Source organism: Amycolatopsis anabasis (assembly GCF_009765355.1).
GTDB lineage: Bacteria > Actinomycetota > Actinomycetes > Mycobacteriales > Pseudonocardiaceae > Amycolatopsis > Amycolatopsis anabasis.
In genome coordinates this window covers 51,899-75,157 of the sequence record NZ_VTHK01000006.1, presented here as the reverse complement: position 1 = coordinate 75,157, position 23,259 = coordinate 51,899, and the positions used below count along the sequence as shown (strand labels likewise).

The window sequence follows — 23,259 nt, the reverse complement described above, 5'->3', positions numbered from 1 at the left end:
GGATGAAGTTGAACAGCAGTCAAGAATGGTCCGGCCGCACCTTCGGCAACGAGGACCGCCTGCCGCGCGTGCCGCTGCCGACGCTTGAGGACAGTTGCGCGAGGTTCGTCGAATGGTGCTCGCCGCTGCTGACCGCGGACGAGCGCGCGACGACCGAAGCCGCAGTGGAAGCGTTCCTGCGGCCGGAAAGCACCGCGCGCAAGCTGCAGGCTGCCCTGGCGGAGTACGACGCCGCGGAGGGGGTGCACAGCTGGCTCGACACCTTCTGGCCGTACCGGTACCTGGGCCGCCGCGACCGCATCGCGCTGAACGCGAACTTCTTCTTCCTGTTCAAAGAATCCGAGCAGGGGCAGGTGGACCGCGCGGCCGGACTCGTCGCCGCGGCCGTCAACTACAAGGTCGCGCTCGACGCGGAGCGGATTCCCCCGATCATCCAGCGCGGCCAGGCGCTCTCCATGGTGCAGAACAAGTTCCTGTTCTCCACGACCCGGATTCCCGGGCGCGAGCAGGACACCGTCCGGGTGCCCTACAGCGACGAATGGCCGGGCCCGTCGCAGGCGCGGCACATCGTGGTGTTCTTCCGCGGCAACGCGTTCCGCCTCGACGTGCTGGGGCCGGAAGGGCGGCCGCATTCGCTGGACGATCTCGCCGCCGGGTTGCGCGCGGTCCTGAAGACCGGGGCGACCCGGGCCGAACCGGGCACGTCCGTCGGGCACCTCACCACCAAGGCCCGGGCGGAATGGGCGGCCAGCCGCGAAACGCTGCTCACCCAGCCCGCCAACGCGGACGCGCTGGACACGATCGAAACCGCCCTGTTCTGCGTCTGCCTGGAGGACTTCGCCCCGAAGGACACCCAGGAGGCGTGCGACCAGCTCCTGCACGGCGACAGCGGCAACCGGTGGTTCGACAAGGCCGTGTCGCTGATCGTCTTCGCCGACGGCACGGCCGGGATCAACGTCGAGCACTGCGGCCTGGACGGAACCACGATCCTCAGCTTCGTCGACGCCCTGCTCGGCGCCCCGGCCGAGGAGCAGTCGGCGGAGTCCGGAGCCCGGTCGCAGGGCCTGCCGTCCGTCGAGCCGATCGAGTTCGTGCTCGACGACGACCAGCGCGCCGACGTGCGGGCCGCCGCCGATGCGTTCGCCGGCTACGCGGCCAGCACGGCCACCAAGATCGTTTCGTTCGAGGATTTCGGCGCCGACCGGGCCAAGCAGTTGCGGATGTCCCCGGACGCGTTCGTGCAGATGGCATACCAGTTGGCCCACAAGCGTTCGAAGGGGCTCACCGGCGCCACCTACGAATCGATCGCCACCCGCCAGTACCGGCACGGGCGCACCGAAGCCATGCGGGTGGTGACCCCCGAGATCCTGGATTTCGTGGCGACCATGGACGATCCGGGCGCGGACGCCGCCACCCGCCGCGCCGCCTTCCGCGCCGCCGCCGACAAGCACGTGGCGCGCGCCAAGGAATGCCAGGCGATCCAGGCACCCGAGCAGCACCTGTGGGAACTGCAGCTGATCCAGCGGCGCCGCGGTGCGGAACTGGGCGCCACCGAGCCCCTCGCCCTGTACGAAACCCCGGGCTGGGTCAAGATGCGCGACGACTACCTGAGCACCAGTTCGGCCCCGTCGACCAATATCCAGTACTTCGGGTTCGGTTCGACCAGCAGCCAGTGCATCGGCGTCGCGTACGTCCTGCTCCCGGACCGGTTCAACATCTACCTGAGCACACCGCGCGCGGTCGCCGACGAGATGCACGCCTTCGCGGGCGAACTCCGGAAAGCGGTGGCGGAACTGCAGGACCTGCTCGCCGAAGAGGGCTGACCGGCGCGGCGGCACCCGAAAGTGCGCGCGCTTTCGGGTGCCCGGCGGCGATCGGTCAGGCGGCCGGGACGAGGGCCTTGACCGCGATCGTGGTCGCGCCGGCGACGGTCGCGTAGCCCGTGGTGGCTTTCGGGTCGGCGGGTGCCGTGTAGACGGCGATGACCAGCGGGGCGCGGCCGGGCGGCCACACCACCGCGACGTCGTTGACCTCGCCCTGCGCGCCGCTGCCGGTCTTGTCGCCCACCGGCCAGCCGGCGGGCAGCCCGGCCCGGATCGATTTGCCGCCGGTGACGTTGGCCCGCAGCCAGCCGCCGAGCAGCTCCCGCCCGGCCGGGTCCAGGGCGTCGCCGAGGGCGAGCGCGCGCAGGTCGGCGGCCATCCGGGCGGGGGTGGAAGTGTCCCGTTCGTCCCCGGGAGCGCTCACGTTCAGCTCCGGTTCGGTCCGGTCCGCGCGGGTGAGCGGGTCGCCGAGGGACCGGGCGAAGTCCGTCACCGCCGGTGGGCCGCCGAGCACTTGGAACAGCAGGTTCGCGGCCGTGTTGTCGCTTTGGGTGATCGCCGCTTCGCACAGCGCGGCGACGGTCATCCCGTCGGCGACGTGCCGCGAGGTGACCGGCGCGTGCGAAAGCAGTTGCGCGCGGTCGTAGTGGATCACCCGGTCCAGCAGCCCCGGCTGCCGCTGGTGCGACCGCAGGATCGCCGACACCACAAGGGTTTTGAGCGTGGAACAGAGCAGGAACCGTTCGTCGGCGCGGTGCCCCACCGCGGCGCCGGAACCGGTGTCGACCGCGTACACCCCGAGCCGGCCGCCGAACCTCGCCTCCAAAGCGGACAGTTCGGCCCGGGCCGCGTCCACCGGCGGCGGGTTCGGGGGCGGTGCGCCGGTGGACGGCGAGGCGCAGGCGGCCAGTGCGACGCCCGCTCCGGCCAGGCCACCGAACAGGACGGCACGGCGGGAAACCGGTTCGTTGAGCACCACCCCAGCATGCCGGACGGCGCTCGCCGCGCAAACGTCAGGAACGGTGCTCGGTCACGGCGTGCTTCTCCCGGCTGATGATTCCCTGCAGGTCGATGTTGTCGTAGTTGCTGAGGATCACCGAGGTCCAGTCCAGATCGAGATAGATCGACCAGTTGGTCATCCCGCCGGCCATGACACCGGAATGCCCGAGCGTCCGCTGGTTGTTGAAGATGCCGGCGAACGAGCCGTAGGCCATGAACGACTCCTGGCGAGCGGGATCGGGATCGCCACCCGGCTGCGGAGGACTGACCACCTTCCCGTTCAGGAACAGCTCGGTGTAGGCGCGGTTGAGCAGCGTGCCGTCCCGCAAGGCACGCGCGAAGCGAACCAGGTCCGGTGCGGTGGAGAACCCGTTTCCGCCTCCCGTTCCGATGTAATAGCGTGCCGCGTTCCCGGCCGCGGTGCCGGTGCCGCCCTTGTCCAGGTTGCGCACCCCGTCGACGCGTGGGCCCGCGGGCTGTCGCAGGTACGGGTGTGCGATTCGTTTGTCGGACAGCCATTCCGTCCGGGTGTAGTACGCGGAGCGCGTCATTCCGGCGGGGCGGAAGATGTGCTCGCGGACGTAGTCCCAGAAGGTCTGCCCGGACACCTTCGCCACGATCTGGCCGAGCGTCATCATGCCGAAACTGCTGTAGGCGACCCCGGTGCCCGGGGCGAATTCCAGTTTCTGGCCCCGCAGGAACTCGTCGAGATCCCGCATCTGGTCCGTGGCGCTGTGGTAGATCTTGTCGGGCGGCCGGTGGCCGCCGGGCCGCTGGAAGTCCCCCATCCCGGAAGTGTGGGTGAGCAACTGGTGGACGGTGACGGTGTTCGCGATCTCGGCCGGGAAACCGTCCAGGTAGGCGCCCAGCTTCTCGTGGAGTTCGAGCTTTCCCCGCTGCACGAGCTGGACGATCGCCAGCCCGGTGAACGGTTTGGACGCCGAAGCCAACGGGAAGACGGTGTCCAGCTGGTTGGGGATCGCCAGCTCCGCGTCGGCCATCCCGTACGCCCTGGCCAGCACCGGGCGGCCGCGGTGCGCGAGCAGCACGGTGCCGGAGAACTCGTCCTTCGCCGCCAGGCTCGCGACGAACCGATCGAACGCGCCGCCGGGAAGCAGATCCCGGGGTATCCGGCCGGACGAGGACGGATCGGCGTCGGCGGTTTCCCCCGACGCCAGCAGTCCGCCGGCGGCCAGCGGAACGGCTCCGAGAAAACCGAGCGCGGAACGCCGGGACTGCTCGAGCGGGTACCGAGTCATGTGGACACTCCCTGGAAGTCGAGACGCCCTGACACGGTGCCCGCCGCCCGGTGAGAAGTTCCTGGCAGGGAGCTGAGGAGATCGTGAGACTCGATGCGGCAGGATGAAACCATGACCACAACTCGGCTTGACGGGGCGATTCGCCTGCCCGATGGGGCCTGGATTCGCGGTCGTGGGCTGCGGAACCCGGCGCCGGCGGGGAGCCGGCCCGAGTACGGGCTCTACCTGGGTTCGGCGAAACTCCGCCGCCGCCACGATCAGCGGCTGACCTGGCCGCACGACTGGCTCGAGTGGCCGGATTTCCGGCTGCCCCGGGATCGCGAACGGGCCATCGAGGCGATCCGGGAACTGCGCGGGCACGCACGGGACGGCCGGTTGGCCGAGGTCGCCTGCGGCGGCGGTGTCGGCCGCACCGGCACGGTCATCGCCTGCCTCGCCGTGCTCGCCGGGGTGCCGCCCACCGAAGCCGTCGCCTGGGCCCGGGCGAACTACCACCGGCGAGCCGTCGAAACGCCGTGGCAACGCAGATGGGTGGAGCGCTTCCCGGGCGAATGATCACCCTTCGAGGAGGGAAAGGTCCGGCGGGACGAGCGTGGTGGACAGCAGCAACTCGGTGATCAGGTTGTCGTTCAGGGCGTTCCCGACCGGTTCGCCCACCTCGTCCCGGGTCAGGCCGGGCACGCCGTCCCGGGAGAGCCGGTTGCGGACCGCGACCACCAGGTGTTCCACCCGCTTGGTGGTCCAGCCCGCTTCCGGGCGCAGGTCGGTGAGTTGCTCGGCGGTCTGCCGCCAGGTCAGCGGCTGGGGGCGGGCCTCGTGCAGGAGGTACCGCTGGCCCAGCACGGTCAGCACCAGGCGCTCGTCCTCGGTCAGCCGCCAGGTCCTCGGCGGCTGGGTGAGGTCCCGGTGCCGCGAAGTGGGCCGTTGCCCGCCGGGACCGGTCACGTACAACTCGAGCAGGTGCTCCCGGCCCCGCGTGCCGCGCAGGAACAGCGGGGTGTACCCCTCCACCAGGGGAACGGGCTCCTCGGCGCCGAACAGCCAGCGCGACTCCGGCAGGCGGATCGGCAGCCGCCCGGTGTTGCGCAGCCACCACTGACCGGACTGGTGCGTCAGCGCGCCGTGCTGCCGGCTCACCCGCCGGTCGTCCTCGCCGACGCAGACGTGCACCTCGGGCCGGTTGCGCCCGAAGAGGACGGTGCGCCCCTCCTTCGCCCCGATGGCGATGCCACCGGCGGTCGCGAGCGCGAACAACCGGCTCGAGTCGGACGGGGGTACGCCGTGGGCCAGGCTCCGGTGGGTCGCCTCGAGCACCTTGTCGTCCGCAGAGTTGTCCTCCACGCCGGCCTCCCTGGTAAATCGTCGCGGTTCGCGGCATGACGCGCCGGTTCGATTGTGCGCGCGGTGCTCGGGAGGGGTCCCGGTCACGGCGGCGGCAGGGCGGTGGCGGCCGCGGTGGCCAGTTCGGTGGCCAGCCCGCAGAGCCGGTCGCTGGGCTGTTTCCCGCTGACCGTCAGCAGGACCAGCTCGACCGCCCGCTTCCCGTCGTCGTCGGTGTAGGGCCGGTGGACCACCTGGACTTCGCAGGAATCGTCGTCGCCCGGTTGGACGAACGCCTCGCGCCCGCCCAACCGGGTGGGTCGGCCGCTCGCCGCGGTCAGCGGCTGGTGCCGGTCGTACCGCAGGATGACCGCGAGGTCGCTGGTCGTGCTGTGCCAGCGGCACCGCCACCCGGCGAACCCGGCTTCGGGATGGGTGGCGTCGACCCCCGGAATGTGTTCCAGCGCCGGGGGATTGAGCAGCGAGCACGCATCCACCAGGGCCAGCGACTTCGCGTCGAACGGCGCGAGCCGGCGTGGGATCGGTCCGCGTCCGAGCACGGACACCACGGTGCCGGTGGCCACGTCGGCCATCGCGCAGAGGTCCGCCGGGCCGTTCTCGGTCAGCTTCGCGGTCACCACCACCCGGGTCTGCTCGGTCGGGAGCACGGTTCGTTCGCATTCGCCGTCGTGTTCCGGCTCCCGCGCGACGTTCAGCGTGCCCGCGGTTTCGCCGGGCGCGGGCGCCCCCGCGGCCTCGAACTCCACCTCGACGTCGACTTCCCGGTCCGTGTCCGGATTGACCAGCACATCGCATCGGGTGAAGTTTCCGTAGTCGATGTCCAGTTCGGTCTCGCCGAACCGCCCCAGCGCGGCCGGATCGAGCAGGGCACACGGATCCGCGGTCCGCGGATCGCCGATCAGCGGCGGTGGCTGCGGCGCGGCCACGGACGCCGAAATGGTCCGCGGCCGATCCGGCAGGACGGTCCAGGTCACCGCGAGCGCCACCGCGGCGGTCGCGGCCGCGGCGAGCAGGACCAGCCGCCGGGCCCGCCGCCGACCGGCGCCGGGCGGCGGGACCGCTTTCGCCGATCCGGTGCGCGCGATCTCGTCGAGCAGGCGACGGGCCTCGCCCGCGTCCGGCCGTTCCCCCGGTTCCCGGCGCAGCAGCGCGGCCAGCACCGGGGCCAGCGCCCCGGCCCGGCGCACGGGCTCGAGTTCGCAGGCGGCCGCCCGGCGCAGGACGGCGAGCGGGTTGTCCGCCTCCCCGAACGGCGATCGCCCCTCCACCGCGGCGAACAGGCTCGCGCCGAGCGAGAACACGTCCGACGCCGGTTCCGGATCCCGGCCCTCGGCCACCTCCGGCGCGAAGTACGCCGGGGTGCCCCCGGCGCTCCCGGAGTCGGTCAGCGTGACCTCGCTCCACACCGCCCGCGAGATCCCGAAGTCGGTCAGCTTGGCGAGCCCGTCCTCGGTGACCAGGATGTTGCCCGGTTTGATGTCGCGGTGCACCACGCCCCGAGCGTGCACGGCGGCCAGCGCGTCGGCGACCTGCGCCCCGATCCGCGCGGTTTCCGCGACGGGCAGGCGGCCGCGCTCGGTCAGCAGTTCGGCCAGGCTGACCGACGGCAGGAACTCCATCACCAGCCAGCGCTGGTCGTCCTCGGCCACGACGTCGTACACGCTGATGACGTGCGGATGCTGGAAACCGGCGCCGATCCTGGCTTCCCGCCGCGTGCCCCGGCCGTCCTCGTGGGCGCGCTTGACGGCCACGACCCGGCGCAGCTCCTCGTCGAAGGCGCGCCAGACCTCGCCCATCCCGCCCGAGCCGATCGGCTCCTGCAGGCGGTAGCGACCCGCGATCAGTTCTTCCCCAGCCGGCACCATCGACTCCTCACCAAGCCCAGAAAACGGGGGTGAACAAGGCGGCGTCAACCGTAGTGCATTCGGCCTACCCCAATGGGGTAAAAGTCATCGTGCTGCCAACTGGGCGAGCAGCAGGGCCACCGTCGCGTCGGCGGCTTCTTCGAGCACCCAGTGGCTGACGTCCTCGAGCATCTGGAAGTGGTACGCGGCGTCCACCCACTCGCCGGTGGCCAGCGCGGCGGTGGACCCGAAGGCCACGTCCTCGGTGCCCCACACGTACAGCGTCGGAACGGTGATCTTGCCGATCTTCCCGTCCGGACGGCCCGCCCGGTACCAGTTCAGGGCCGCGGTCAGCGCACCCGGCTCGGACAACCGCCGCACGTATTCCTCGACGCGGCTTTCCGGCACCTTCCAGTCGAAGACGCGACGCAGCGCCTCGGCGTTGTCCGCGAGCATGCGCCGCTCGGTGACCCCGGCCTGCCGGAACTCGGTCATGTACGCCGACCGCAGCTGCTGGTCCTCGTCGGTCCGCATCGCGGCGGCCAGCGCCGCCGGATGCGGGGTGGAGAACACCGTCAGGCTGCGGAGCCGGTCCGGATGCGCGTCGGCGGTCCACCAGGCGACCGCGCCGCCCCAGTCGTGGCCGGCGAGGTCGAACCGGGTCCAGCCGAGCGCGTCGGCCACCGCGACCACATCGCCGACCATCGCGTCGATCCCGTACTCGGCCGCCCGTTCCGGCCGCACGCCCGGGGAGTAGCCGCGCTGGTCGAACGCGACCGCCCGGTACCCGCGCGCCCCGAGCACGGCCAGATGCCGTTCCCAGGACACGGCGGCCTCGGGAAATCCGTGGAGCAGCAGCACCGGCCGCCCGTCCGCCGGGCCCGCGGCCATCGCGTCGAAGCTGCCGGCGGGGGTGTCGATGCTGAGGTGTTCGGTCACCGGGGCACGGTAACCGGGCCGCGTGGCGAGCGGATTAACCGGGCACGTCCAGTTCGATCGGCGCGCCCCGGGTCGCGGTGACCGCGCCGCCGGTCTGCTCGGCCAGCCAGTGCTCGAACGCCTCGGCCCCGGATTCCGGGACCTGGACGGTGAAGCGCACCCGGCTGCCGTAGCCGACGTCGGCGATCCGGTGCCCGGCCGCGCGCAGCGCGTTCTCCAGCCGCCCCGCTTCGGCGTGCCCGGCGTCGATGCCGAAGGTGGCGAACCGGGCGCGGTGCAGGACGCCGACCGCGTCGATCGCCTCGGAGACCGCCCGGCCGTAGGCGCGGACCAGCCCGCCCGCGCCCAGTTTGGTCCCGCCGAAGTACCGGGTCACCACGGCCACGACGTCGGTGAGCCCGCGCCGGACGAGCACTTCGAGCATCGGCACCCCGGCCGTGCCCGCCGGTTCGCCGTCGTCGCTGGAGCGCTGCGAGTCCCCGCCGGGCCCGATCCGGAACGCCGAGCAGTTGTGCGTGGCCGACCAGTGTTCCCGGCGGACCCGGGCGATGAACTCGGTCGCCTCGGCGTCGGTGGTGACCCGGCCCAGCGCGCAGCGGAACCGCGATCGCTGGATCTCGATCTCGTGCACCCCGTCCCGCGCGATCACGTCCATGCCCCGAGTATTGCCCGGGTCATCCCCGCGGATCGCGCAGGGACGCCTTGAGCACGTCCCGGTTCAGCCGGGCGATCGACTCCAGCGGGATCCCGACCGGGCAGACCTGGGTGCATTCGCCGGTGTTGGTGCACCCGCCGAAGCCCAGCGCGTCGTGCGTTTCGAGCATGCCCACCGCCCGGGTGTACCGCTCCGGCTGCCCCTGCGGCAGGTTGCCCAGATGCGTGGTCTTGGCCGAGGTGAACAGCATCGCCGAACCGTTCGGACAGGCCGCGACGCACGCGCCGCACCCGATGCACGCGGCGGCTTCGAACGCGGCGTCGGCGTTCGCCTTCGGCACCGGTGTGGCGTGCGCGTCCGGCGCGCTGCCGGTCGGGGCGGTGATGTACCCGCCGGATTCGATGATCCGGTCCAGCGCGCCCCGGTCCACCACCAGGTCCTTGAGCACGGGAAACGGCTTGGCGCGCCACGGTTCGATGGTGATCGGGCGGTCTTCGCGGAAGTGCCGCATGGACAGCTGGCAGGTCGTGGTCGCCCGCTGGGGCCCGTGCGCGACCCCGTTGATCATCATGCCGCACATCCCGCAGATGCCCTCGCGGCAGTCGTGGTCGAAGGCCACCGGCTCCTCGCCCGCGCCGATCAGCCGCTCGTTGAGCACGTCGAGCATCTCCAGGAACGACATGTCCGCGGTGATCCCCTCGACGGCGTACTCCACCAGGCGCCCTTTCGCGCGCGCGTTCTCCTGGCGCCAGACGCGGACGGTGAACTTCATTTGTAGCTCCGCTGGGTGGGGGTCACGTATTCGTATTCGAGGGCTTCGCGGTGCAGCACCGGCGGTTCGCCGACCCCGGTGAACTCCCAGGCGGCGACATAGCTGAAGTGCTCGTCGTCGCGCCGCGCCTCGCCGTCGGCGGTCTGGCTCTCGGTCCGGAAGTGCCCGCCGCAGGATTCCGTGCGGTGCAAGGCGTCGACGCACATCAGTTCGGCGAGTTCGAAGAAGTCGGCCACCCGGCCCGCCTTCTCCAGCGCCTGGTTGAGTCCTTCGCCGTGCCTCGGCACCCGGACGCCGCGCCAGAACTCCTCGCGCAGCGCGGTGATCGCCTCGAGCGCCTTGCGCAGCCCGGTTTCGTCGCGTTCCATCCCGCAGTGGTCCCACAGCAGCCCGCCGAGTTCGCGGTGGAAGGAGTCGACGGTCCGGTCGCCGCGCACCCCCAGCAGCCGGTCGATCCGGTCGGCCACCTCGGCCCGGGTGGCGCGCACCTCGGGATGGTCGTCGCCGAGCGCGGGGAACGGCCCGTCGGCGAGGTAGTCGCCGATCGTGTTCGGCAGCACGAAGTACCCGTCGGCCAGGCCCTGCATCAGCGCGCTGGCGCCGAGCCGGTTGGCGCCGTGGTCGGAGAAGTTCGCCTCGCCGATCACGAACAGGCCCGGGATCGTGCTGCGCAGGTCGTAGTCCACCCACAGCCCGCCCATGGTGTAGTGCACCGCCGGGTAGATGCGCATCGGCACCCGGTACGGATCCTCGTCGGTGATCCGCTGGTACATCTGGAAGAGGTTGCCGTACTTGGCCGAAACCGCCGCCTCGCCGAGGCGTTCGAGGGCGTCGGCGAAGTCGAGGTACACCCCGAGGCCGCCCGGCCCGACCCCGCGCCCGGAGTCGCAGACGTGCTTCGCCGCCCGGGACGCGATGTCCCGCGGCACCAGGTTGCCGAAGCTCGGGTACATCCGCTCGAGGTAGTAGTCGCGTTCGGACTCGGGGATGTCCTTGGCAGGCCTCGGGTCGCCGGGAGTGCTGGGCACCCAGACCCGGCCGTCGTTGCGCAGCGACTCGCTCATCAGCGTGAGCTTCGACTGGTGTTCGCCGCTGGCCGGGATGCAGGTCGGGTGGATCTGGGTGAAGCACGGATTGGCCAGCAGCGCGCCGCGCCGGTGCGCCCGCCAGATCGCGGTGGCGTTGCAGCCCTTGGCGTTGGTGGACAGGTAGAACGCGTTGCCGTAGCCGCCGGTGGCGAGCACCACCGCGTCCGCGAGATGGGTGGTGATCTCGCCGGTGACCAGATCGCGGGCGACGATGCCGCGGGCGCGGCCGTCCGCCACGATCAAGTCGAGCATCTCGGTGCGCGGGTGCATCTTCACCCGGCCCGCGTCGATCTGCCGCGCGAGCGCCTGGTACGCGCCGAGCAGCAGCTGCTGCCCGGTCTGGCCGCGGGCGTAGAACGTCCGGGAGACCTGGGCGCCGCCGAACGACCGGGTGTCCAGCAGCCCGCCGTACTCGCGGGCGAACGGCACGCCCTGCGCCACGCACTGGTCGATGATCTCCACGCTCAGCTGCGCCAGGCGGTACACATTGGACTCCCGCGCGCGGAAGTCGCCGCCCTTCACGGTGTCGTAGAACAGCCGCTGGACGCTGTCGCCGTCCCCGGCGTAGTTCTTCGCCGCGTTGATCCCGCCCTGCGCCGCGATGCTGTGCGCCCGCCGCGGGCTGTCCTGGTAGCAGAACGAGCTGACCCGGTAGCCCAGTTCGGCGAGCGTCGCGGCCGCCGAACCACCGGCCAGCCCGGTGCCGACCACGAGCACGCTGAGCTTGCGCTTGTTCGCGGGGTTCACCAGCCGGGCGGAGAATCTCCTTTGCTCCCAGCGTTTCTCGATCGGTCCGGCGGGCGCCCGGGTGTCGGCGATGGGCGTGCCCTGGAGGTAGCGGGACATGGCGGTCACCTCAGGATTCCGGTCAGCACGGCGACCGGCACGGACAGGAAGCCGATCGTGAGGAACAGGGAGTAGCCGAGCGCGATCCGCTGGATGATCCGCTGGCGCGCGGCGGTGGAGGCGCCGAGGCTCTGCAGGCCGCTCCACAACCCGTGGCGCAGGTGGAACCCGAGCGCGATCACCGCCAGCGCGTAGAACAGCGTGACGTACCAGCGGCTGAAGCTGGCGACCACGTTCGCGTATACCGCACCGTGGACGCCGTGCGGGTTCACGTCCCCGGTGGTGAGGTCGAGCAGGTGGTAGACCAGGAACAGCGCGATGATCACCCCGCCCCAGCGCAGGGTGCGGGCCGCGTACCCGCCCTGGATCTTCGGGCGGTGCTGGTAGCCGGCCGGGCGGGCCGCGCGGGCCCGCCGAGCCAGCTGGAAGGCCGCAACCATGTGCAGCAGGACCGAGAGCGACAGCACGATCCGGACGACCCAGACGAAACCTTCGTACCCCAGCAGGCCGTCGAGCAGCCTGCGCAGCCAGACCGCGTAGCCGTCCAGGTTCGCGGGCGAGATGAAGGCCTTCAGGTTGCTCAGCATGTGCACGGTGACGTACAGCAGCAGCACCGCGCCGGTGACACCCATGACGGCCTTCTTGCCGATCGTGGAGGACCACAGGCGGCGCAGCTTTCCCCGGCGTCGCGGGGCTTTGTCCACCGGTCGCCCATCCAGAACTGTCACGAGGTCCAGGGAAGCCCACGGTTGACGAGACGTCCAATACATCGAAGCGCTCGATCGCATAGCCTGAAGCTATGAAGGGTGCCGAACCGGGACGTCCGGGCATGACCTTGCAGCAGCTCAGGTACTTCCTGGCGGTGGCCCGGACGCGGCACTTCACCCGCGCCGCGGCGGAGATGACTGTGGCGCAGCCCTCACTGAGCACGCAGATCCGGGCCCTGGAAACCGAATTCGGCACACCGCTGTTCACCCGGGTGCGCGGGAACATCGCGCTCACCGAGGCGGGGGAGGCGTTGCTGCCGATCGCCACCCGGATCCTGGCCGACGTGGACGCCGCCGGGCTGGAGGTGGCCGAACTGCGCGGCCTCCGCCGCGGCCGGGTCCGCCTCGGCGCGACGCCGAGCCTGTGCGTGAGCGTGCTCGCCGAGGTGCTGAGCCGGTTCCACCACGACTACCCGGGGGTGCGGCTCATCGTGGAGGAAGGCGGATCCCGGGACCTGACCGGGGCGCTGGTCCGCGGCGATCTGGACCTCGCCCTGATCACCGGTGCGGTCCCGGCCGATCCGGTGCTCACCACGACCCCGATCCTGCGTGAGGACCTGGTCCTGGCCGCCGCGGTGACGCGGACCGGGCTCCCGGCGAACCGGATCCGGCTCACCTCGCTGCGCGAACTGCCGATTGTGATGTTCCGGCGCGGCTACGATCTGCGGGAAACCACCCTGGACGCCTGCCGGGAAGCCGGCTTCGAACCGAAGCTCGTGGTCGAGGGCGGCGAGATGGACGCGGTCCTGCGGTTCGTGGAAGCCGATCTCGGCGTCGCGATCGTGCCGAGCATGGTCCTGGCCGGTCACCCGCGGCTCCGGGGAATCGCGCTGGCGGCGCCGAAACCGCACCGGACCGTCGCCCTGGCCCACCGCACCGGCGTGCCCCCGACCAACGCCTCCCGCGCGTTCGGCGCGTCGCTGCTGACCTACCTCCGCAAAGCCGCCACGACCGGCACTCTCCCCACCGGCGTCGAGTTCATCGCCTAACCTCGATTGCGCACAGTGCAAATCTGATTGCCCCAAGTGATGGACAAGCCTTGACCGGGCCAGTCACGGCCCCGACCCTTGGTGCGCAAGGTTCGTGTGATTGCTCGCAAGGAGACCCAGATGCGTGCTCAGTTCCTCGGCAAAGACCCAGACTCCCAAGAAGGCCAATCGCCCACCCTGTTCGCCACTGATCGATCGGACAGAACCACCTACGTCGTCCAGGGCTGGAAGGTGACTGATCCTCAGGTCCTGGCCGACATCGGCCCGGTGCCCAGGCACGAATCCCTCGTCGAGATTCCCGAAGAGGTGCTGAAGTTCTACGCTCGCCGGTACCACTAGGAGGAGGAAGGCCCTGACACAGCTCATAAAGCCCGGCCCCGAGTTCGCTGAACTCTTCCGCGCCTTCGACCACACGGCGTTCCGGCTGGAGACGCGAGACCAGTACAAGTCCGCCAACGAGTCGGCAGCCTTGCGCCAGTTCGTCGCGGGTGAGTCAGTGGACATGGAGTGGTTCCAGAACTGGCTGACCATGATCAGGGAGGCGACCGAGAAGGGACGCCGGTTCAGCCGCGTCCGAGTGGTTTCAACGCCACTCACCGACTACAGCCGCTTCGGCTTGTTCTGTGCCAAGTACACCAACGCGGCGGGTGAGGACATTCGCTATCTGGCGAGAGAGGACGCTGCTGAGCTGCCCGAGTACGACTTTTGGCTGTTCGACTCGAGCAAGCTCGTGCGAATGCACTTCGACGCCGAGGAGAACTTCCTGGGCGGCGAGGTCATGGCGGACCCGGCCGAGGTCGTGCGGCACAACTTCTGGCGCGACGCTGCCTGGCACAAGGCAGTACGGCGGGATGACTTTGCCGCGGAATAAGGCATCCGGCGTGTCCAATGTTCATGAGGCACGCAGTGCGCTGGGCAAACGGCTCCGCGAGCTTCGTCGGCAAGCTCACCTCACCGGTGTGCAGCTCGCGGAGTCCTTGTCGTGGCCGACCTCGAAAGTGTCCAAGCTCGAGAACGGCCGTCAAACCCCGAGCGATGACGACATCCGGGGCTGGACGCGGGCAACCAACAGCGAGGCCGAGACCGAAGGGCTGCTCGCCTCGCTGCACACTCTCGAAATCCAACACGCCGAGTGGCAGCGCCAGCTCAGGACCGGGCTCCAACGGCATCAGGCTGAAATCGCGGAAGCCAACGCCAAGACCCGGTTCTTTCGCGTGTTCGAGTCCACCTTCATCCCCGGTCTGCTCCAGACGGCCGGGTACGCCGAAGCGCGCTTTGCGCAGAGCGTTGCCGTGCACAAGGTGCGCGACGACATCGACGACGCCGTCCGGGCGCGCATCCAGCGGCAGGACATCTTGTACCGCCCCGAGAAGCGGTTCCATTTCGTGCTCACCGAGGCGGCGTTGCGCTACCGGCTCTGTGCCCCTGAGATCATGCTCGGGCAGCTTGATCGCCTGGTCTCCTTGTCCGCCTTGCCCAACGTGAAGCTGGGGGTCATCGGCTTCGAGACCGCCTACGCGGTTGCTCCCGCTCACGGTTTCTGGCTGCTGGACGAAGACCGGGTGATGGTTGAGACCTTCTCCGCCGAACTCAACCTTGCCCAGCCGCAGGAAACCGGCTTGTACGCGGAAGTCTTCAGATCGTTGGCCACCACTGCCAGCTACGGCCGGGCGGCGCGGGCGATCATCACCCGGGTGATCGACGATCTCGCGGAACAACTGCCCGAGGATGGCGACTGATTGCCCCCGGTTCACCGCCGTTGGTTGGTTTCGAGAAAGTACGAGCAACTTCCTTGAGACCGGATGGCGGGATGCATACCGTCCTCGGCATGAGCTGGCGGATAGACGCGCAGGGCACGGTCGAGACCGATGAAGGCGATGTGTCCACACCTGAGGAACGCGAGTGAGTCACAACAGCGAGTCGCTGATGCTCGACCCGCACAGCGACGATTACCTTTGCCTGATCCATCAGTTGGTGGCGCACCGCCGGGGATCGCGGGATCACGCAGAAGGATCTGGCGAAGTGCGTCGGCGTGGGCGGGTCTACGTTGAGTCGGCTGGAATCGCCCGGCATCCGTGGTGAGGCTCCGCTGTGGCAGGTGCAGGCCTACGCCCATGCGCTCGGTTTTCGGGTGCGACTCGTTCTCGCCGCCCGTGCGTCGCTCAGCGGCTCCCGAACTCGGAACGAGCCCGGGAGCCGCATGGCGTGACGTTATCCGCGTCTGTTCGCGGGGATCAGCGGTCGCACTCCTTCCAGGAGAGTTGGTAGTCGGTGTAGACATCTCCGCTGGTCGACTGCATCGTGATGAAGCTGGCCGTATTGGGTGGCGTCGAAGGGCCGGCGGTCGCGCGCAGTTCGGCGTTGATGTTGAAGCTGTGGTCCTTGCCGCAGGGTGCGTAGACCAGCGAGGCGATGTCGGTCGTGTCGGTGAAGCGCCAGTAATCCCGGTACGGGCCGGGAATCGGATGGCTGACCCGTTCGGTGGGAGTTTGCCCGGAGAAGTAGTAGTTCGCTCTTTCCATTACGCTCGAGCCGCTCGCCACATTCGCGTATCCACGATAGGTGGCCTGGGCGATGGCATAGGTGAATCCTTGCGGAATGTGCACCAGCAGGTTGATTTGACAGTTCTTGCGGATATCGGTGGGTTTGGCGTTCGGGCCCACCTGCGCGACGAACTGACTGTAGGTCACCCGGAACGAGGTGCCGTCCGGGGACGTGGTCACTTTCGCCGTACCGGCTGGGCAGCCCGAACCGTTGACGGTCTGGACTTCCAGGGTGATCCGGTCGGCCGGGGGAGGAGTCTTGGCCGATGCCGGGGTGGACGTGGTGAATAGGGAAAGGATCGCACTTGTCAACGCGATCAATATGACCATAGGGCCCTCGCAATCAAAAATTAGTTGCACGGTCGCCCCAGGATTGGGAGTCTAGCGCGGGCGTGGCGGGCAATCACCTACTGAACGGAGCAATGCGGCTGGTGCGGGTGAACTCCTGGCCGCACAGCCGATTGGCGTTATATGCGGATGCTATTCACCGGAAATGGATCTTCAACCCTGCCCGAGGCGTTCGAGCAGGGGGTGCATCGAGCCGAGGGTGTTGTCGTGGACCTCCCGCGCGGCGCGGGCGAAATCGTCGGCGGCGATCGCCGCGACGATCGACTCGTGCTGCTCGCCCGACCGCCGGTGGTCGTCCTCGTCGGCCAGGTACCCGTACTCGTACCGCCGGATGGTCTGCCAGAGCCGGTCGAGCAGCCCGAGCAGGCGGCTGTTGCCGCAGCGGGAGACCAGGGTGCGGTGGAACTCCGCGTCGCACGCGTGCGACCGCGCGGGATCTTCGGCGGCTCGGAAGTCCGCGTTGATCTCGGTCAGCCGGGGAACGAGCGTGCGCAGCACCGGCCCGGTGGTGGTGACCGCCAGCAGTTCCAGCTGGGCGATGATCGGGTAGGTCTCCCGCACCTCGTCGGCGGACAGCGGTGCCGCGAAGAATCCGCGCCCCTGGTCGAAGCGCACCAGCCGCTGCCCTTCCAGCCGCAGCAACGCTTCGCGCACCGGGGTCCGGCTGACCCCGAGTTCCCCGGCGACCCGGCTTTCGTTGATGTGCTGCCCGGGGCCCAGCTCCGCGGTGAGAATCCGTTTCCGCAGCAGCTCTTCGACGTTCTTCCGCCGCGCGTCCCGCGGTGCGCCGGTCATGCCGGGTCCCCGGCGAGCTCGATCAGGCGCGCCACCAGTCCGGCCGCCTCGGCATCGGTGAGTTCCTCCGTCGCTTCGCCGACGGTGACCTCGCACAGGCTCCGGCCGGGCAGCGGCGTGCCGCTGAACCGGTCGAACAACCAGACCCCGGCCGATTCGGCGACGCGCTGGTTGGCCGCGCTCAGCCGGTCCGGTGTGCCGGGCAGGTGGAGGCCGAAGGCGTTGGTGTGCGGTGGATCCGTGGTGAGGGCGACGCCCGGGATCCGCGCCAGCGCCGCGGCGAGGGCATGGGCCCGCGCGCAGTACCCAGGCACCCGCGGCAACTGGGACCGCAGGCCCTCGCGGGCCGCCAGGACATAGGGGAACACGGTGAAGACGTTGCCGCCGTGCCGGGTCGTCCACGGCCGGGTTTCGGCCAGGACCTCGGGTTCGGCGGCGATCACGCAGCCACCCAGCCCGCCGAGGGTCTTGTACAGCGACACGTACACCGAATCCGCCAGGGCGGCGATCTCGGCGACCGTGCGGCCGTAGTGCGGCGCGCATTCCCAGAGCCGCGCGCCGTCGAAGTGCAGCGGGACGGCGCGCTCCCGGCACCACTCGGAGATCGCCACGAGTTCCGTCCAGCCGGGCAGGCGGTGTCCCGCCCGGCGGATCGGCAGTTCGACGACCACCGCGCCGATCCGCTCGGCCACGGCATCCAGATCGGCGACGGTGAACGGTTCCCAGTCCGCCAGCCGGGCCGGGCGCAATCCGTGCAGCCGCTGGAAACCGGCGTCCTCGTCGAGTTCGATATGACTGCGGCGGTGCAGCGCGACCACCGGGCTGCACCTGCGCTCGGTCCACACCCGCAACAGGGCCTGCTGCGCCATGACTCCCTTGATCACGAAGCGCCCGGCCGGTTTTCCCAGCAGCGCGGCGACTTCGCGTTCCAAGGTCCGCAGCGCGGGGCCCTCGTTGTACTTGTCGGGCCGCTCGTCGGCGCCGGGCGCCGAGCGCAGGTGATCGAGCCATTCCCGGGAAGTCCGGCGCCGATGGTGGGACAGGAATCGCATGCGATCAGACGCTATTGCATGCAATCTTTCGCGGCAAGGGTGCTCGTGGTCACCGGCAGCGCCTCGACCAGGCGCCGGAAGGCCGGGCATTGGGCCAGGTCCTCCGCCTCGCACGTCAGGGCGTGCTCGACCATGACCTTGGCCGCTTCGAGTTCGCGCTGCCGCCGCTCCAGTTCGGCGTGCTGACGCCGCAGCAGGTCGCGCCGCAGCGCCGGGCTGGCCGCGGCGAAGACCTCCCGGAGTTGGTCCAGGCTCATGCCCGCGGCCTTTCCCCGCACGATCATCGCGATCCGCGTGTAGTGCCCTCGGTTGTACCGGCGCCGGCCGTTGACCCTTTTCGCCGGCGTCAGCAATTGCATGGATTCCCAGTGCCGCAATACGTGCGGAGCGAGTCCGAAATGCGCGGCGAGCGCACCGATGGTCAGGGTGTCGTCGTCCCTGATTGAATTCATGTTGACATTAACTTGCAGTCTCCCGGCGAAGTCGGAAAATCGGAGGGTAGAATGCCGGGGTGGGCCCGCGTGCATGCCCGGCACGCGGGCCCACCTGCGCCCCCCGAATACGGAGGCTCTTTTCGTCGAAACGCTCGGATCAGTGCAGGTCCAGCAACCAGCTGTAGTCGCCGTAGGTGCCCAGATCCAGGTACTTCTTCGGGTCGAGCGCGGTCGCCGGGTCGCACAGAACGGTGAGGTCACCGTAGGTGCCCAGGTCGCAGTACTCGGCCGGGGTGAGCAGCGTCGCCGGGTCGCACAGCTTGCTGAAATCGCCGTAGGTGCCCAGGTCGCACAGTGCTCCGATGCCGCCCGCGGGCTGCGTGGTCACGTCGTCCGGGGTGGCCGCGAGGGCCGGTGCGGCGCTCCCGACCACGGCCGCCACACTGATCGCGCCGACCGCGAAAACCTTTCGCATAATCATGACGAAAAACGCTCCAGAAATATCGTTGAAAACCGCACGGGCGAATGGCCGTGCGGGGGTGAAAAACGGCAATGCCGATGGGTTGAAGTCGATTCCGGAATTCGACGTGGCGAAGATTACTGATCACCCGAATGGGGCGTCAAGATCGAGTGGGCCGCGTTCGCCCGATGGCGTTACTCCGAGAGTTGAGTAACGGAGGCCCGGTCATCCTCTGACCAGTACTATTGCCGCGTGGACCAGCATCATGGGCGATTGTCATGTCACACGAATGGTGGGCAGGTCAGCGGGTCGAACACAAAAAGTCACCGACCGGCTTTGTGGTCGCCGTTATCCCTCATGTCGATCGAAGCGGGCGTGGTGTTACACGCCAGGACGAAATGTTCCGCACTGGCGCGCCGGGAGAAGAGGATCAGGCCATCGCGTCGCGGCGATGCGCGGGCAGCGACGATTTCGTCCGGGGGCCGGGCGGAATGAGGTCGAGATCGGCAGGCGGATCCGGCAGTTCCCGGGTGATCACCTTGCCCGCCGGGTTCCGGGGCAGCTCGTCGAGGAAGATCACCTCGCGCGGCACGGAGAACTTGGCGAGGTTCCGCTTCACGTACGCGCGCACCTCGCCCGCGGAGACCTCGAAACCGGGCTCCGGCACGATGTAGGCCACCAAGCGCTGACCGTACTCCTCGTCCGGCACGCCGACGGCGGCGACTTCCCGGATGTCTTCGCGCAGCATCAGCAGATCCTCGACCTCGCGGGGGAACACGTTCTCCCCGCCGGAGATGATCATGTCGTCGGCCCGGCCGGCGATGAACAGCCGCCCCTTTTCGTCGAAGTAGCCCAGATCCCCGGTGCACATGAGGCCGAGCTGGGTCTCGGTCACCGCGTCCGCCTCGGTGTACCCCTCGAACAGCATCTCGTTGCCGACGAAGATCCGGCCCACCTCGCCGATCGGCTGCACCTCGCCGCTGTCGCCGAGCACGGCCACCCGGGTGCCGCGCGGCGGCCGGCCCGCGGTGCCCTCGGCCTCGATGAGGTCGCGTGGCGTCGCGATGGTCGCCCAGGAGACCTCGGTCGACCCGTAGACGTTGTACAGCACCGGCCCGAACCGCTCGATGAACCGGTTCGCCACCCAGGTCGGCAGGGCGGAACCGCCGGAGAGCACGATTCGCAGCGCCGAGCTGTCGCATGTGGATAGTTCGGCGCCGGGAACCTCCAGCATGCGCTGCAACATCACCGGCGGCGCGACCAGCGACGTGCACCCATGCTGCCCGAGATCGTCCAGCGCCCGGCGCGGATCGAACTTCCGGTGCAGCACGAACGTCGCGCCCAGCAGCGCGCCGAGTTGCAGGTGTCCGAACGCGAGGATGTGGAACAGCGGCGGGGCCAGCAGCATCACCTCGCCGGCCTGGAACGGGATCACGTCCAGGGTCGCGGAAATCGGCGCCAGGCTGCGCGGTTCGGGCCGGCGGGCGCCCTTCGGCGTTCCGGTCGTGCCCGAGGTGAGCATGATCGTCCGGCCGTGCCTGCCGGGCAGCGGCAGCGTCCAGCCGGGCGAACTCGCGATCAGCGAATCCAGGGTGTGCCACCGGCGATCACCATAAGCGACCGCGCCGCTGGGATTCTCGACCCAGCCGACCACCTGCAGCACGTCGCCGGGGCAGTCGGCGGTCAGCGGCAGCAGGTCCTCGTCCACGATCAGCAGGTCGACGCCCTGCTCTTCGACGACGGACCGCATCTGGCGCGCGGACAGCCCGGTGTTGAGCAGGACCACGTCGGCGCCGAGCTTTCCGGCGGCCAGGCAGGACTCGACCACGCCGCGGTGGTTGCGGCCCAGCACCCCGATCCGGGGACGGGCCTCGCCGATGCCGAGGGAACGCAAGCCGTGCGCGATCCGGGTGGACCGTTCGTCCAGGTCGCGGTAGGTGATCGAACCGCGGTCGTCGATCACCGCGATCCGGTCGGGATGCCGCACGGCGCCCGCGGTGAACGCGAGCGTCACGGTGAGGCCCCACTTCCGGTACTTCCGCCAGATCCGGCGCAGCTTCGACAGCGCCATCGGCCGCATCACGCCGTTGCGCACCAGCGCCGTGGTGCCGAGCATGGGAACGCCCACCCGTCCAACCGAACCGGCTGACGCTTTCCTACTGGGCATGCGTTCCTCCTGGTCTCCGACATCGCAGACCGAGCAAGGATCGTCGCACGGTGATCGGGTTTGGCGCAATGACGCAAAGATTCCGCCAAGCGGAGTAACGAGATTTGTCAGTCAGGTGCGTATTTCTGCCGCATGCACTGTCGGCTATACGCGAAAAATCCGACAAGAAGGCTTGTCTTGACGACTTGAGTTTTCGGCGCGAAGCTGGTCGCAGCAACGCACCGAGCCGGAGGCGCGCCCTCGGGTTCCCGGCAGGGGCCGCGGTCGGTCTCGGCGTGCTGGAACTCGGTTTGCCTGGGGGCCTGTACCTGCGGGACGAGCGGCTGCGCACCCTGCTGAAGTGGCAGGCTTGACCTGGCGCGCGCTCCAGCTGATCGAATCCGGCCATGACGACCACGACGGTGGCCCTGGTGACCGGCGAGCGGCGGGGAAACGGGCGGTGGCCGAACTGGCCGCCGAGGAGATCTCCGCGGAATACGCGATCACCGTGCAGTACGCGCGGGAGCTGCGCGACACCGGGATCAAGGTGAACGCCTGCGCGCCGGGGATGTGCGCGACCGACCTGAACGGTCATCGCGGCGAACGCACACCGGCCCAGGGGGCGGTGATCGCGGTCCGGCTGGCCACTGTGGACGGTGCCGGTCCGACCGCGGGGTACTTCGACGAGAACGGCCCGCTGCCGTGGTGACACGACGAGGGGCGCCCCGGCCCGGGCGCCCCTCGTCGTGTGTCCGGTGTTCAGGAGCGCGTGAGGGTCACGCCGTAGTAGTTCGCCGCGTCGACGACGGGCTGGTAGTAGGAGTACGAACCGGTGGCGTTCGCACCCTGGTTGAAGCCGCAGTCGTGACCGTCGGCGGGGCCGCCGGAGGTCATGCCCTGCGCGGTGTTCCCGGCGATGTACGCGCCGCCGCTGTCCCCGCCCTCGGTGCACACCGTGGACCGGGCGAGCCCGGAGGTGGCGGTGCTTTCCCCGCTGTAGCGGACGGTCTGGTTGTACGCGGTGATCTTGCCGCAGGTCCAGCCGGTGGTGTTGCCCGCCTTGCACAGCGTCGTGCCCACCGGGGCCTTCGAGCTGCCGGTGATCCGGACGGTCGTGTTCATCCGGGTGTCGACGTAGCCGCGCCCGGTGTCCTCGGCGTCGATGTCCATCAGTCCCATGTCGACACTCGGGAACCGGGTGGCCACGCCCTTGCCGATGTGCACGCCGCCGCGGTTCAGGATGTCCGGGTTGCCCCGGACGCAGTGCCCGGCGGTGAGCAGGACGTTGTTGCCGTCGCTGGTCGTGCCGGGGAACCCGAGCGAGCAGTTGGTGCCCGGGTCCAGGTCCATGATCTGGCCCGGCACCACGTCGGCGGTCGGCACGTCCCCGGTCGGCTGTCCGGTGTGGACGGTCACCCCGGGGAGGGCGGTGAGCCGGTTCACCAGTGCGGCGCTCGCGGTCGGTTCGACGGTCACCGCGACCTGGTCCGCGGCCAGGTCCGGACCCCACGACTGGACCTGGCCGAGGTCGGCCCCGATCACCGCGCCCACGGTCCGGGACAGCTCGTTCAGCGCCTGCTCGCCCCGCACGCCGGTGCGCGCGGCCAGCCCGGATGCCTGGGCGGCCTGGGCGGTGACGGTGTCCGGCACGTTGACGACCAGGGCGCCGGCGTTGTCGAAGAACGCGCCGTCGGTCCGCACCCCGCGGGCCTGGGCGCCTTCCAGCGACTTCGTCAGATCCCGTTCCCGGTCGAGCTTCCGGGCGGCCTCGGCCGGGGAGACGTGCAGCTGGTCGGCCAGCACGGCGAGCATCGCCGGGTCGTACCCGGGGGAGGGCGCCGGGGTCGGCGCCGCGGCGGCGGTCGGGCTGAGCGCGCCGAGGCAGACGAGCGCGCTCAACGCGGTAATGGCGATCGGCCCACATTTTCGCATGAGGGTTTCCTTTTGCAGCAGGGTTTTTGATGTCGGGAAAAGGCAGGATCCAGCCGGGGTGCTGACAAAATGGGGATGGGGATCATCCGCCGAGCTGTCCCGAATGGACTTCTCCCAACGATTTCCGATGCTAAGTCGGCCGATCCGGGGCCACGTACCGTCGAAAGTAGGGTTCGGGCCGATCTCGTACTTTCGTCGGTTGTTTCGATTCCGTGCGTGTCGATGGA

At 69.7% G+C, this 23,259-nt stretch carries 24 protein-coding genes; 8 read left to right on the top strand and 16 right to left on the bottom strand.

Annotation, left to right across the window (positions count from 1 at the left end; translation table 11 throughout):
• Window positions 1–2: 2 nt before the first annotated feature.
• Window positions 3–1,823, top strand: a complete 1,821-nt coding sequence (locus FXO23_RS09920; protein ID WP_158883199.1) for a choline/carnitine O-acyltransferase — start codon at window positions 3–5, stop codon at window positions 1,821–1,823.
• Between the two features lie 55 nt (window positions 1,824–1,878).
• Here FXO23_RS09920 and bla read toward each other — a convergent pair whose 3' ends face one another.
• Together bla and FXO23_RS09910 are read right to left on the bottom strand one after the other, a co-directional pair.
• Entirely contained in the window at window positions 1,879–2,766 is an 888-nt protein-coding gene (gene bla, locus FXO23_RS09915) for a class A beta-lactamase (protein WP_425484855.1), read from the bottom strand.
• Window positions 2,767–2,836: 70 nt separating this feature from the next.
• The gene (locus FXO23_RS09910; RefSeq protein ID WP_158883195.1) at window positions 2,837–4,081 is read right to left on the bottom strand and encodes a serine hydrolase domain-containing protein; all 1,245 of its coding nucleotides are present in this window, start codon (window positions 4,079–4,081) and stop codon (window positions 2,837–2,839) included.
• A gap of 111 nt (window positions 4,082–4,192) precedes the next feature.
• On the opposite strand from FXO23_RS09910, the gene FXO23_RS09905 reads away from it, so the two are divergent.
• A complete protein-coding gene (locus FXO23_RS09905; RefSeq protein ID WP_158883193.1) occupies window positions 4,193–4,636 on the top strand; it encodes a phosphatase domain-containing protein in 444 nt (147 codons plus the stop codon).
• Here FXO23_RS09905 and FXO23_RS09900 read toward each other — a convergent pair whose 3' ends face one another.
• From FXO23_RS09900 to FXO23_RS09870, 7 genes are all read right to left on the bottom strand, one after another.
• The gene (locus FXO23_RS09900) at window positions 4,637–5,422 is read right to left on the bottom strand and encodes an FHA domain-containing protein (protein WP_246257093.1); all 786 of its coding nucleotides are present in this window, start codon (window positions 5,420–5,422) and stop codon (window positions 4,637–4,639) included.
• An 83-nt stretch (window positions 5,423–5,505) separates the two neighbouring features.
• Window positions 5,506–7,287 carry a protein kinase domain-containing protein gene (locus FXO23_RS09895; RefSeq protein WP_158883191.1) on the bottom strand — a complete coding sequence of 594 codons (1,782 nt, stop codon included), beginning with the start codon at window positions 7,285–7,287 and terminating at the stop codon, window positions 5,506–5,508.
• An 84-nt stretch (window positions 7,288–7,371) separates the two neighbouring features.
• Complete coding sequence (locus tag FXO23_RS09890) at window positions 7,372–8,205, bottom strand: alpha/beta fold hydrolase (RefSeq protein WP_158883189.1); 834 nt, start codon at window positions 8,203–8,205, stop codon at window positions 7,372–7,374.
• Between the two features lie 34 nt (window positions 8,206–8,239).
• Complete coding sequence (locus FXO23_RS09885) at window positions 8,240–8,860, bottom strand: YigZ family protein (RefSeq protein ID WP_158883187.1); 621 nt, start codon at window positions 8,858–8,860, stop codon at window positions 8,240–8,242.
• Window positions 8,861–8,879: 19 nt separating this feature from the next.
• A complete protein-coding gene (locus tag FXO23_RS09880; protein ID WP_158883185.1) occupies window positions 8,880–9,632 on the bottom strand; it encodes a succinate dehydrogenase/fumarate reductase iron-sulfur subunit in 753 nt (250 codons plus the stop codon).
• Window positions 9,629–11,566: a fumarate reductase/succinate dehydrogenase flavoprotein subunit gene (locus FXO23_RS09875; RefSeq protein WP_158883183.1), complete on the bottom strand. Its 1,938-nt coding sequence runs from the start codon at window positions 11,564–11,566 to the stop codon at window positions 9,629–9,631. The genes FXO23_RS09880 and FXO23_RS09875 overlap by 4 nt, the downstream gene beginning before the upstream one ends.
• A gap of 5 nt (window positions 11,567–11,571) precedes the next feature.
• Entirely contained in the window at window positions 11,572–12,294 is a 723-nt protein-coding gene (locus FXO23_RS09870; protein WP_246257091.1) for a succinate dehydrogenase cytochrome b subunit, read from the bottom strand.
• Between the two features lie 101 nt (window positions 12,295–12,395).
• On the opposite strand from FXO23_RS09870, the gene FXO23_RS09865 reads away from it, so the two are divergent.
• The 4 genes from FXO23_RS09865 to FXO23_RS09850 all read left to right on the top strand — a co-directional run bounded on the left by FXO23_RS09865 (window position 12,396) and on the right by FXO23_RS09850 (window position 15,061).
• Window positions 12,396–13,322 (top strand): LysR family transcriptional regulator, encoded by a 927-nt coding sequence (locus tag FXO23_RS09865; RefSeq protein ID WP_158883578.1) that lies wholly within the window; start codon window positions 12,396–12,398, stop codon window positions 13,320–13,322.
• Window positions 13,323–13,442: 120 nt separating this feature from the next.
• Window positions 13,443–13,661 (top strand): hypothetical protein, encoded by a 219-nt coding sequence (locus tag FXO23_RS09860; protein WP_158883181.1) that lies wholly within the window; start codon window positions 13,443–13,445, stop codon window positions 13,659–13,661.
• Between the two features lie 13 nt (window positions 13,662–13,674).
• Window positions 13,675–14,193, top strand: coding sequence for a DUF6879 family protein (locus FXO23_RS09855; RefSeq protein WP_158883576.1), 519 nt, complete (start codon window positions 13,675–13,677; stop codon window positions 14,191–14,193).
• A gap of 10 nt (window positions 14,194–14,203) precedes the next feature.
• Window positions 14,204–15,061, top strand: a complete 858-nt coding sequence (locus FXO23_RS09850; RefSeq protein ID WP_246257089.1) for a helix-turn-helix domain-containing protein — start codon at window positions 14,204–14,206, stop codon at window positions 15,059–15,061.
• Between the two features lie 495 nt (window positions 15,062–15,556).
• On the opposite strand, the gene FXO23_RS09840 is transcribed toward FXO23_RS09850, so the two are convergent.
• The 6 genes from FXO23_RS09840 to FXO23_RS09815 all read right to left on the bottom strand — a co-directional run bounded on the left by FXO23_RS09840 (window position 15,557) and on the right by FXO23_RS09815 (window position 21,082).
• The gene (locus FXO23_RS09840; RefSeq protein WP_158883177.1) at window positions 15,557–16,195 is read right to left on the bottom strand and encodes a DUF4360 domain-containing protein; all 639 of its coding nucleotides are present in this window, start codon (window positions 16,193–16,195) and stop codon (window positions 15,557–15,559) included.
• A 171-nt stretch (window positions 16,196–16,366) separates the two neighbouring features.
• Window positions 16,367–17,008, bottom strand: coding sequence for a GntR family transcriptional regulator (locus tag FXO23_RS09835; protein ID WP_158883175.1), 642 nt, complete (start codon window positions 17,006–17,008; stop codon window positions 16,367–16,369).
• Entirely contained in the window at window positions 17,005–18,060 is a 1,056-nt protein-coding gene (locus FXO23_RS09830; protein ID WP_158883173.1) for a threonine aldolase family protein, read from the bottom strand. Before FXO23_RS09830 ends, FXO23_RS09835 begins: the two co-directional genes overlap by 4 nt.
• Window positions 18,061–18,071: 11 nt before the next feature.
• Window positions 18,072–18,512, bottom strand: coding sequence for a MerR family transcriptional regulator (locus FXO23_RS09825; protein ID WP_218951938.1), 441 nt, complete (start codon window positions 18,510–18,512; stop codon window positions 18,072–18,074).
• 139 nt (window positions 18,513–18,651) lie between these two features.
• Window positions 18,652–18,969 carry a hypothetical protein gene (locus FXO23_RS09820; RefSeq protein WP_158883171.1) on the bottom strand — a complete coding sequence of 106 codons (318 nt, stop codon included), beginning with the start codon at window positions 18,967–18,969 and terminating at the stop codon, window positions 18,652–18,654.
• A 415-nt stretch (window positions 18,970–19,384) separates the two neighbouring features.
• Window positions 19,385–21,082: an AMP-binding protein gene (locus FXO23_RS09815; protein ID WP_246257081.1), complete on the bottom strand. Its 1,698-nt coding sequence runs from the start codon at window positions 21,080–21,082 to the stop codon at window positions 19,385–19,387.
• A gap of 224 nt (window positions 21,083–21,306) precedes the next feature.
• On the opposite strand from FXO23_RS09815, the gene FXO23_RS09810 reads away from it, so the two are divergent.
• Together FXO23_RS09810 and FXO23_RS09805 are read left to right on the top strand one after the other, a co-directional pair.
• Window positions 21,307–21,474 (top strand): hypothetical protein, encoded by a 168-nt coding sequence (locus FXO23_RS09810; protein WP_158883169.1) that lies wholly within the window; start codon window positions 21,307–21,309, stop codon window positions 21,472–21,474.
• Complete coding sequence (locus FXO23_RS09805; protein WP_158883167.1) at window positions 21,462–21,809, top strand: Rossmann-fold NAD(P)-binding domain-containing protein; 348 nt, start codon at window positions 21,462–21,464, stop codon at window positions 21,807–21,809. The genes FXO23_RS09810 and FXO23_RS09805 overlap by 13 nt, the downstream gene beginning before the upstream one ends.
• Window positions 21,810–21,859: 50 nt before the next feature.
• Here the strand turns inward: FXO23_RS09805 and FXO23_RS09800 are convergent, their stop codons facing one another.
• Entirely contained in the window at window positions 21,860–23,032 is a 1,173-nt protein-coding gene (locus FXO23_RS09800) for a S1 family peptidase (RefSeq protein WP_158883165.1), read from the bottom strand.
• Window positions 23,033–23,259 lie beyond the last annotated feature (227 nt).

What these genes read in the sequence shown, in the direction of transcription:
- FXO23_RS09920 (WP_158883199.1), top strand. Translation starts at nt 3, where the DNA reads ATGAAGTTGAACAGCAGTCAAGAATGGTCCGGCCGCACCTTCGGCAAC.
- FXO23_RS09910 (WP_158883195.1), bottom strand. Translation starts at nt 4,081, where the DNA reads ATGACTCGGTACCCGCTCGAGCAGTCCCGGCGTTCCGCGCTCGGTTTT.
- FXO23_RS09905 (WP_158883193.1), top strand. Translation starts at nt 4,193, where the DNA reads ATGACCACAACTCGGCTTGACGGGGCGATTCGCCTGCCCGATGGGGCC.
- FXO23_RS09895 (WP_158883191.1), bottom strand. Translation starts at nt 7,287, where the DNA reads ATGGTGCCGGCTGGGGAAGAACTGATCGCGGGTCGCTACCGCCTGCAG.
- FXO23_RS09885 (WP_158883187.1), bottom strand. Translation starts at nt 8,860, where the DNA reads ATGGACGTGATCGCGCGGGACGGGGTGCACGAGATCGAGATCCAGCGA.
- FXO23_RS09880 (WP_158883185.1), bottom strand. Translation starts at nt 9,632, where the DNA reads ATGAAGTTCACCGTCCGCGTCTGGCGCCAGGAGAACGCGCGCGCGAAA.
- FXO23_RS09875 (WP_158883183.1), bottom strand. Translation starts at nt 11,566, where the DNA reads ATGTCCCGCTACCTCCAGGGCACGCCCATCGCCGACACCCGGGCGCCC.
- FXO23_RS09865 (WP_158883578.1), top strand. Translation starts at nt 12,396, where the DNA reads ATGACCTTGCAGCAGCTCAGGTACTTCCTGGCGGTGGCCCGGACGCGG.
- FXO23_RS09860 (WP_158883181.1), top strand. Translation starts at nt 13,443, where the DNA reads ATGCGTGCTCAGTTCCTCGGCAAAGACCCAGACTCCCAAGAAGGCCAA.
- FXO23_RS09840 (WP_158883177.1), bottom strand. Translation starts at nt 16,195, where the DNA reads ATGGTCATATTGATCGCGTTGACAAGTGCGATCCTTTCCCTATTCACC.
- FXO23_RS09835 (WP_158883175.1), bottom strand. Translation starts at nt 17,008, where the DNA reads ATGACCGGCGCACCGCGGGACGCGCGGCGGAAGAACGTCGAAGAGCTG.
- FXO23_RS09830 (WP_158883173.1), bottom strand. Translation starts at nt 18,060, where the DNA reads ATGCGATTCCTGTCCCACCATCGGCGCCGGACTTCCCGGGAATGGCTC.
- FXO23_RS09825 (WP_218951938.1), bottom strand. Translation starts at nt 18,512, where the DNA reads ATGAATTCAATCAGGGACGACGACACCCTGACCATCGGTGCGCTCGCC.
- FXO23_RS09820 (WP_158883171.1), bottom strand. Translation starts at nt 18,969, where the DNA reads ATGCGAAAGGTTTTCGCGGTCGGCGCGATCAGTGTGGCGGCCGTGGTC.
- FXO23_RS09800 (WP_158883165.1), bottom strand. Translation starts at nt 23,032, where the DNA reads ATGCGAAAATGTGGGCCGATCGCCATTACCGCGTTGAGCGCGCTCGTC.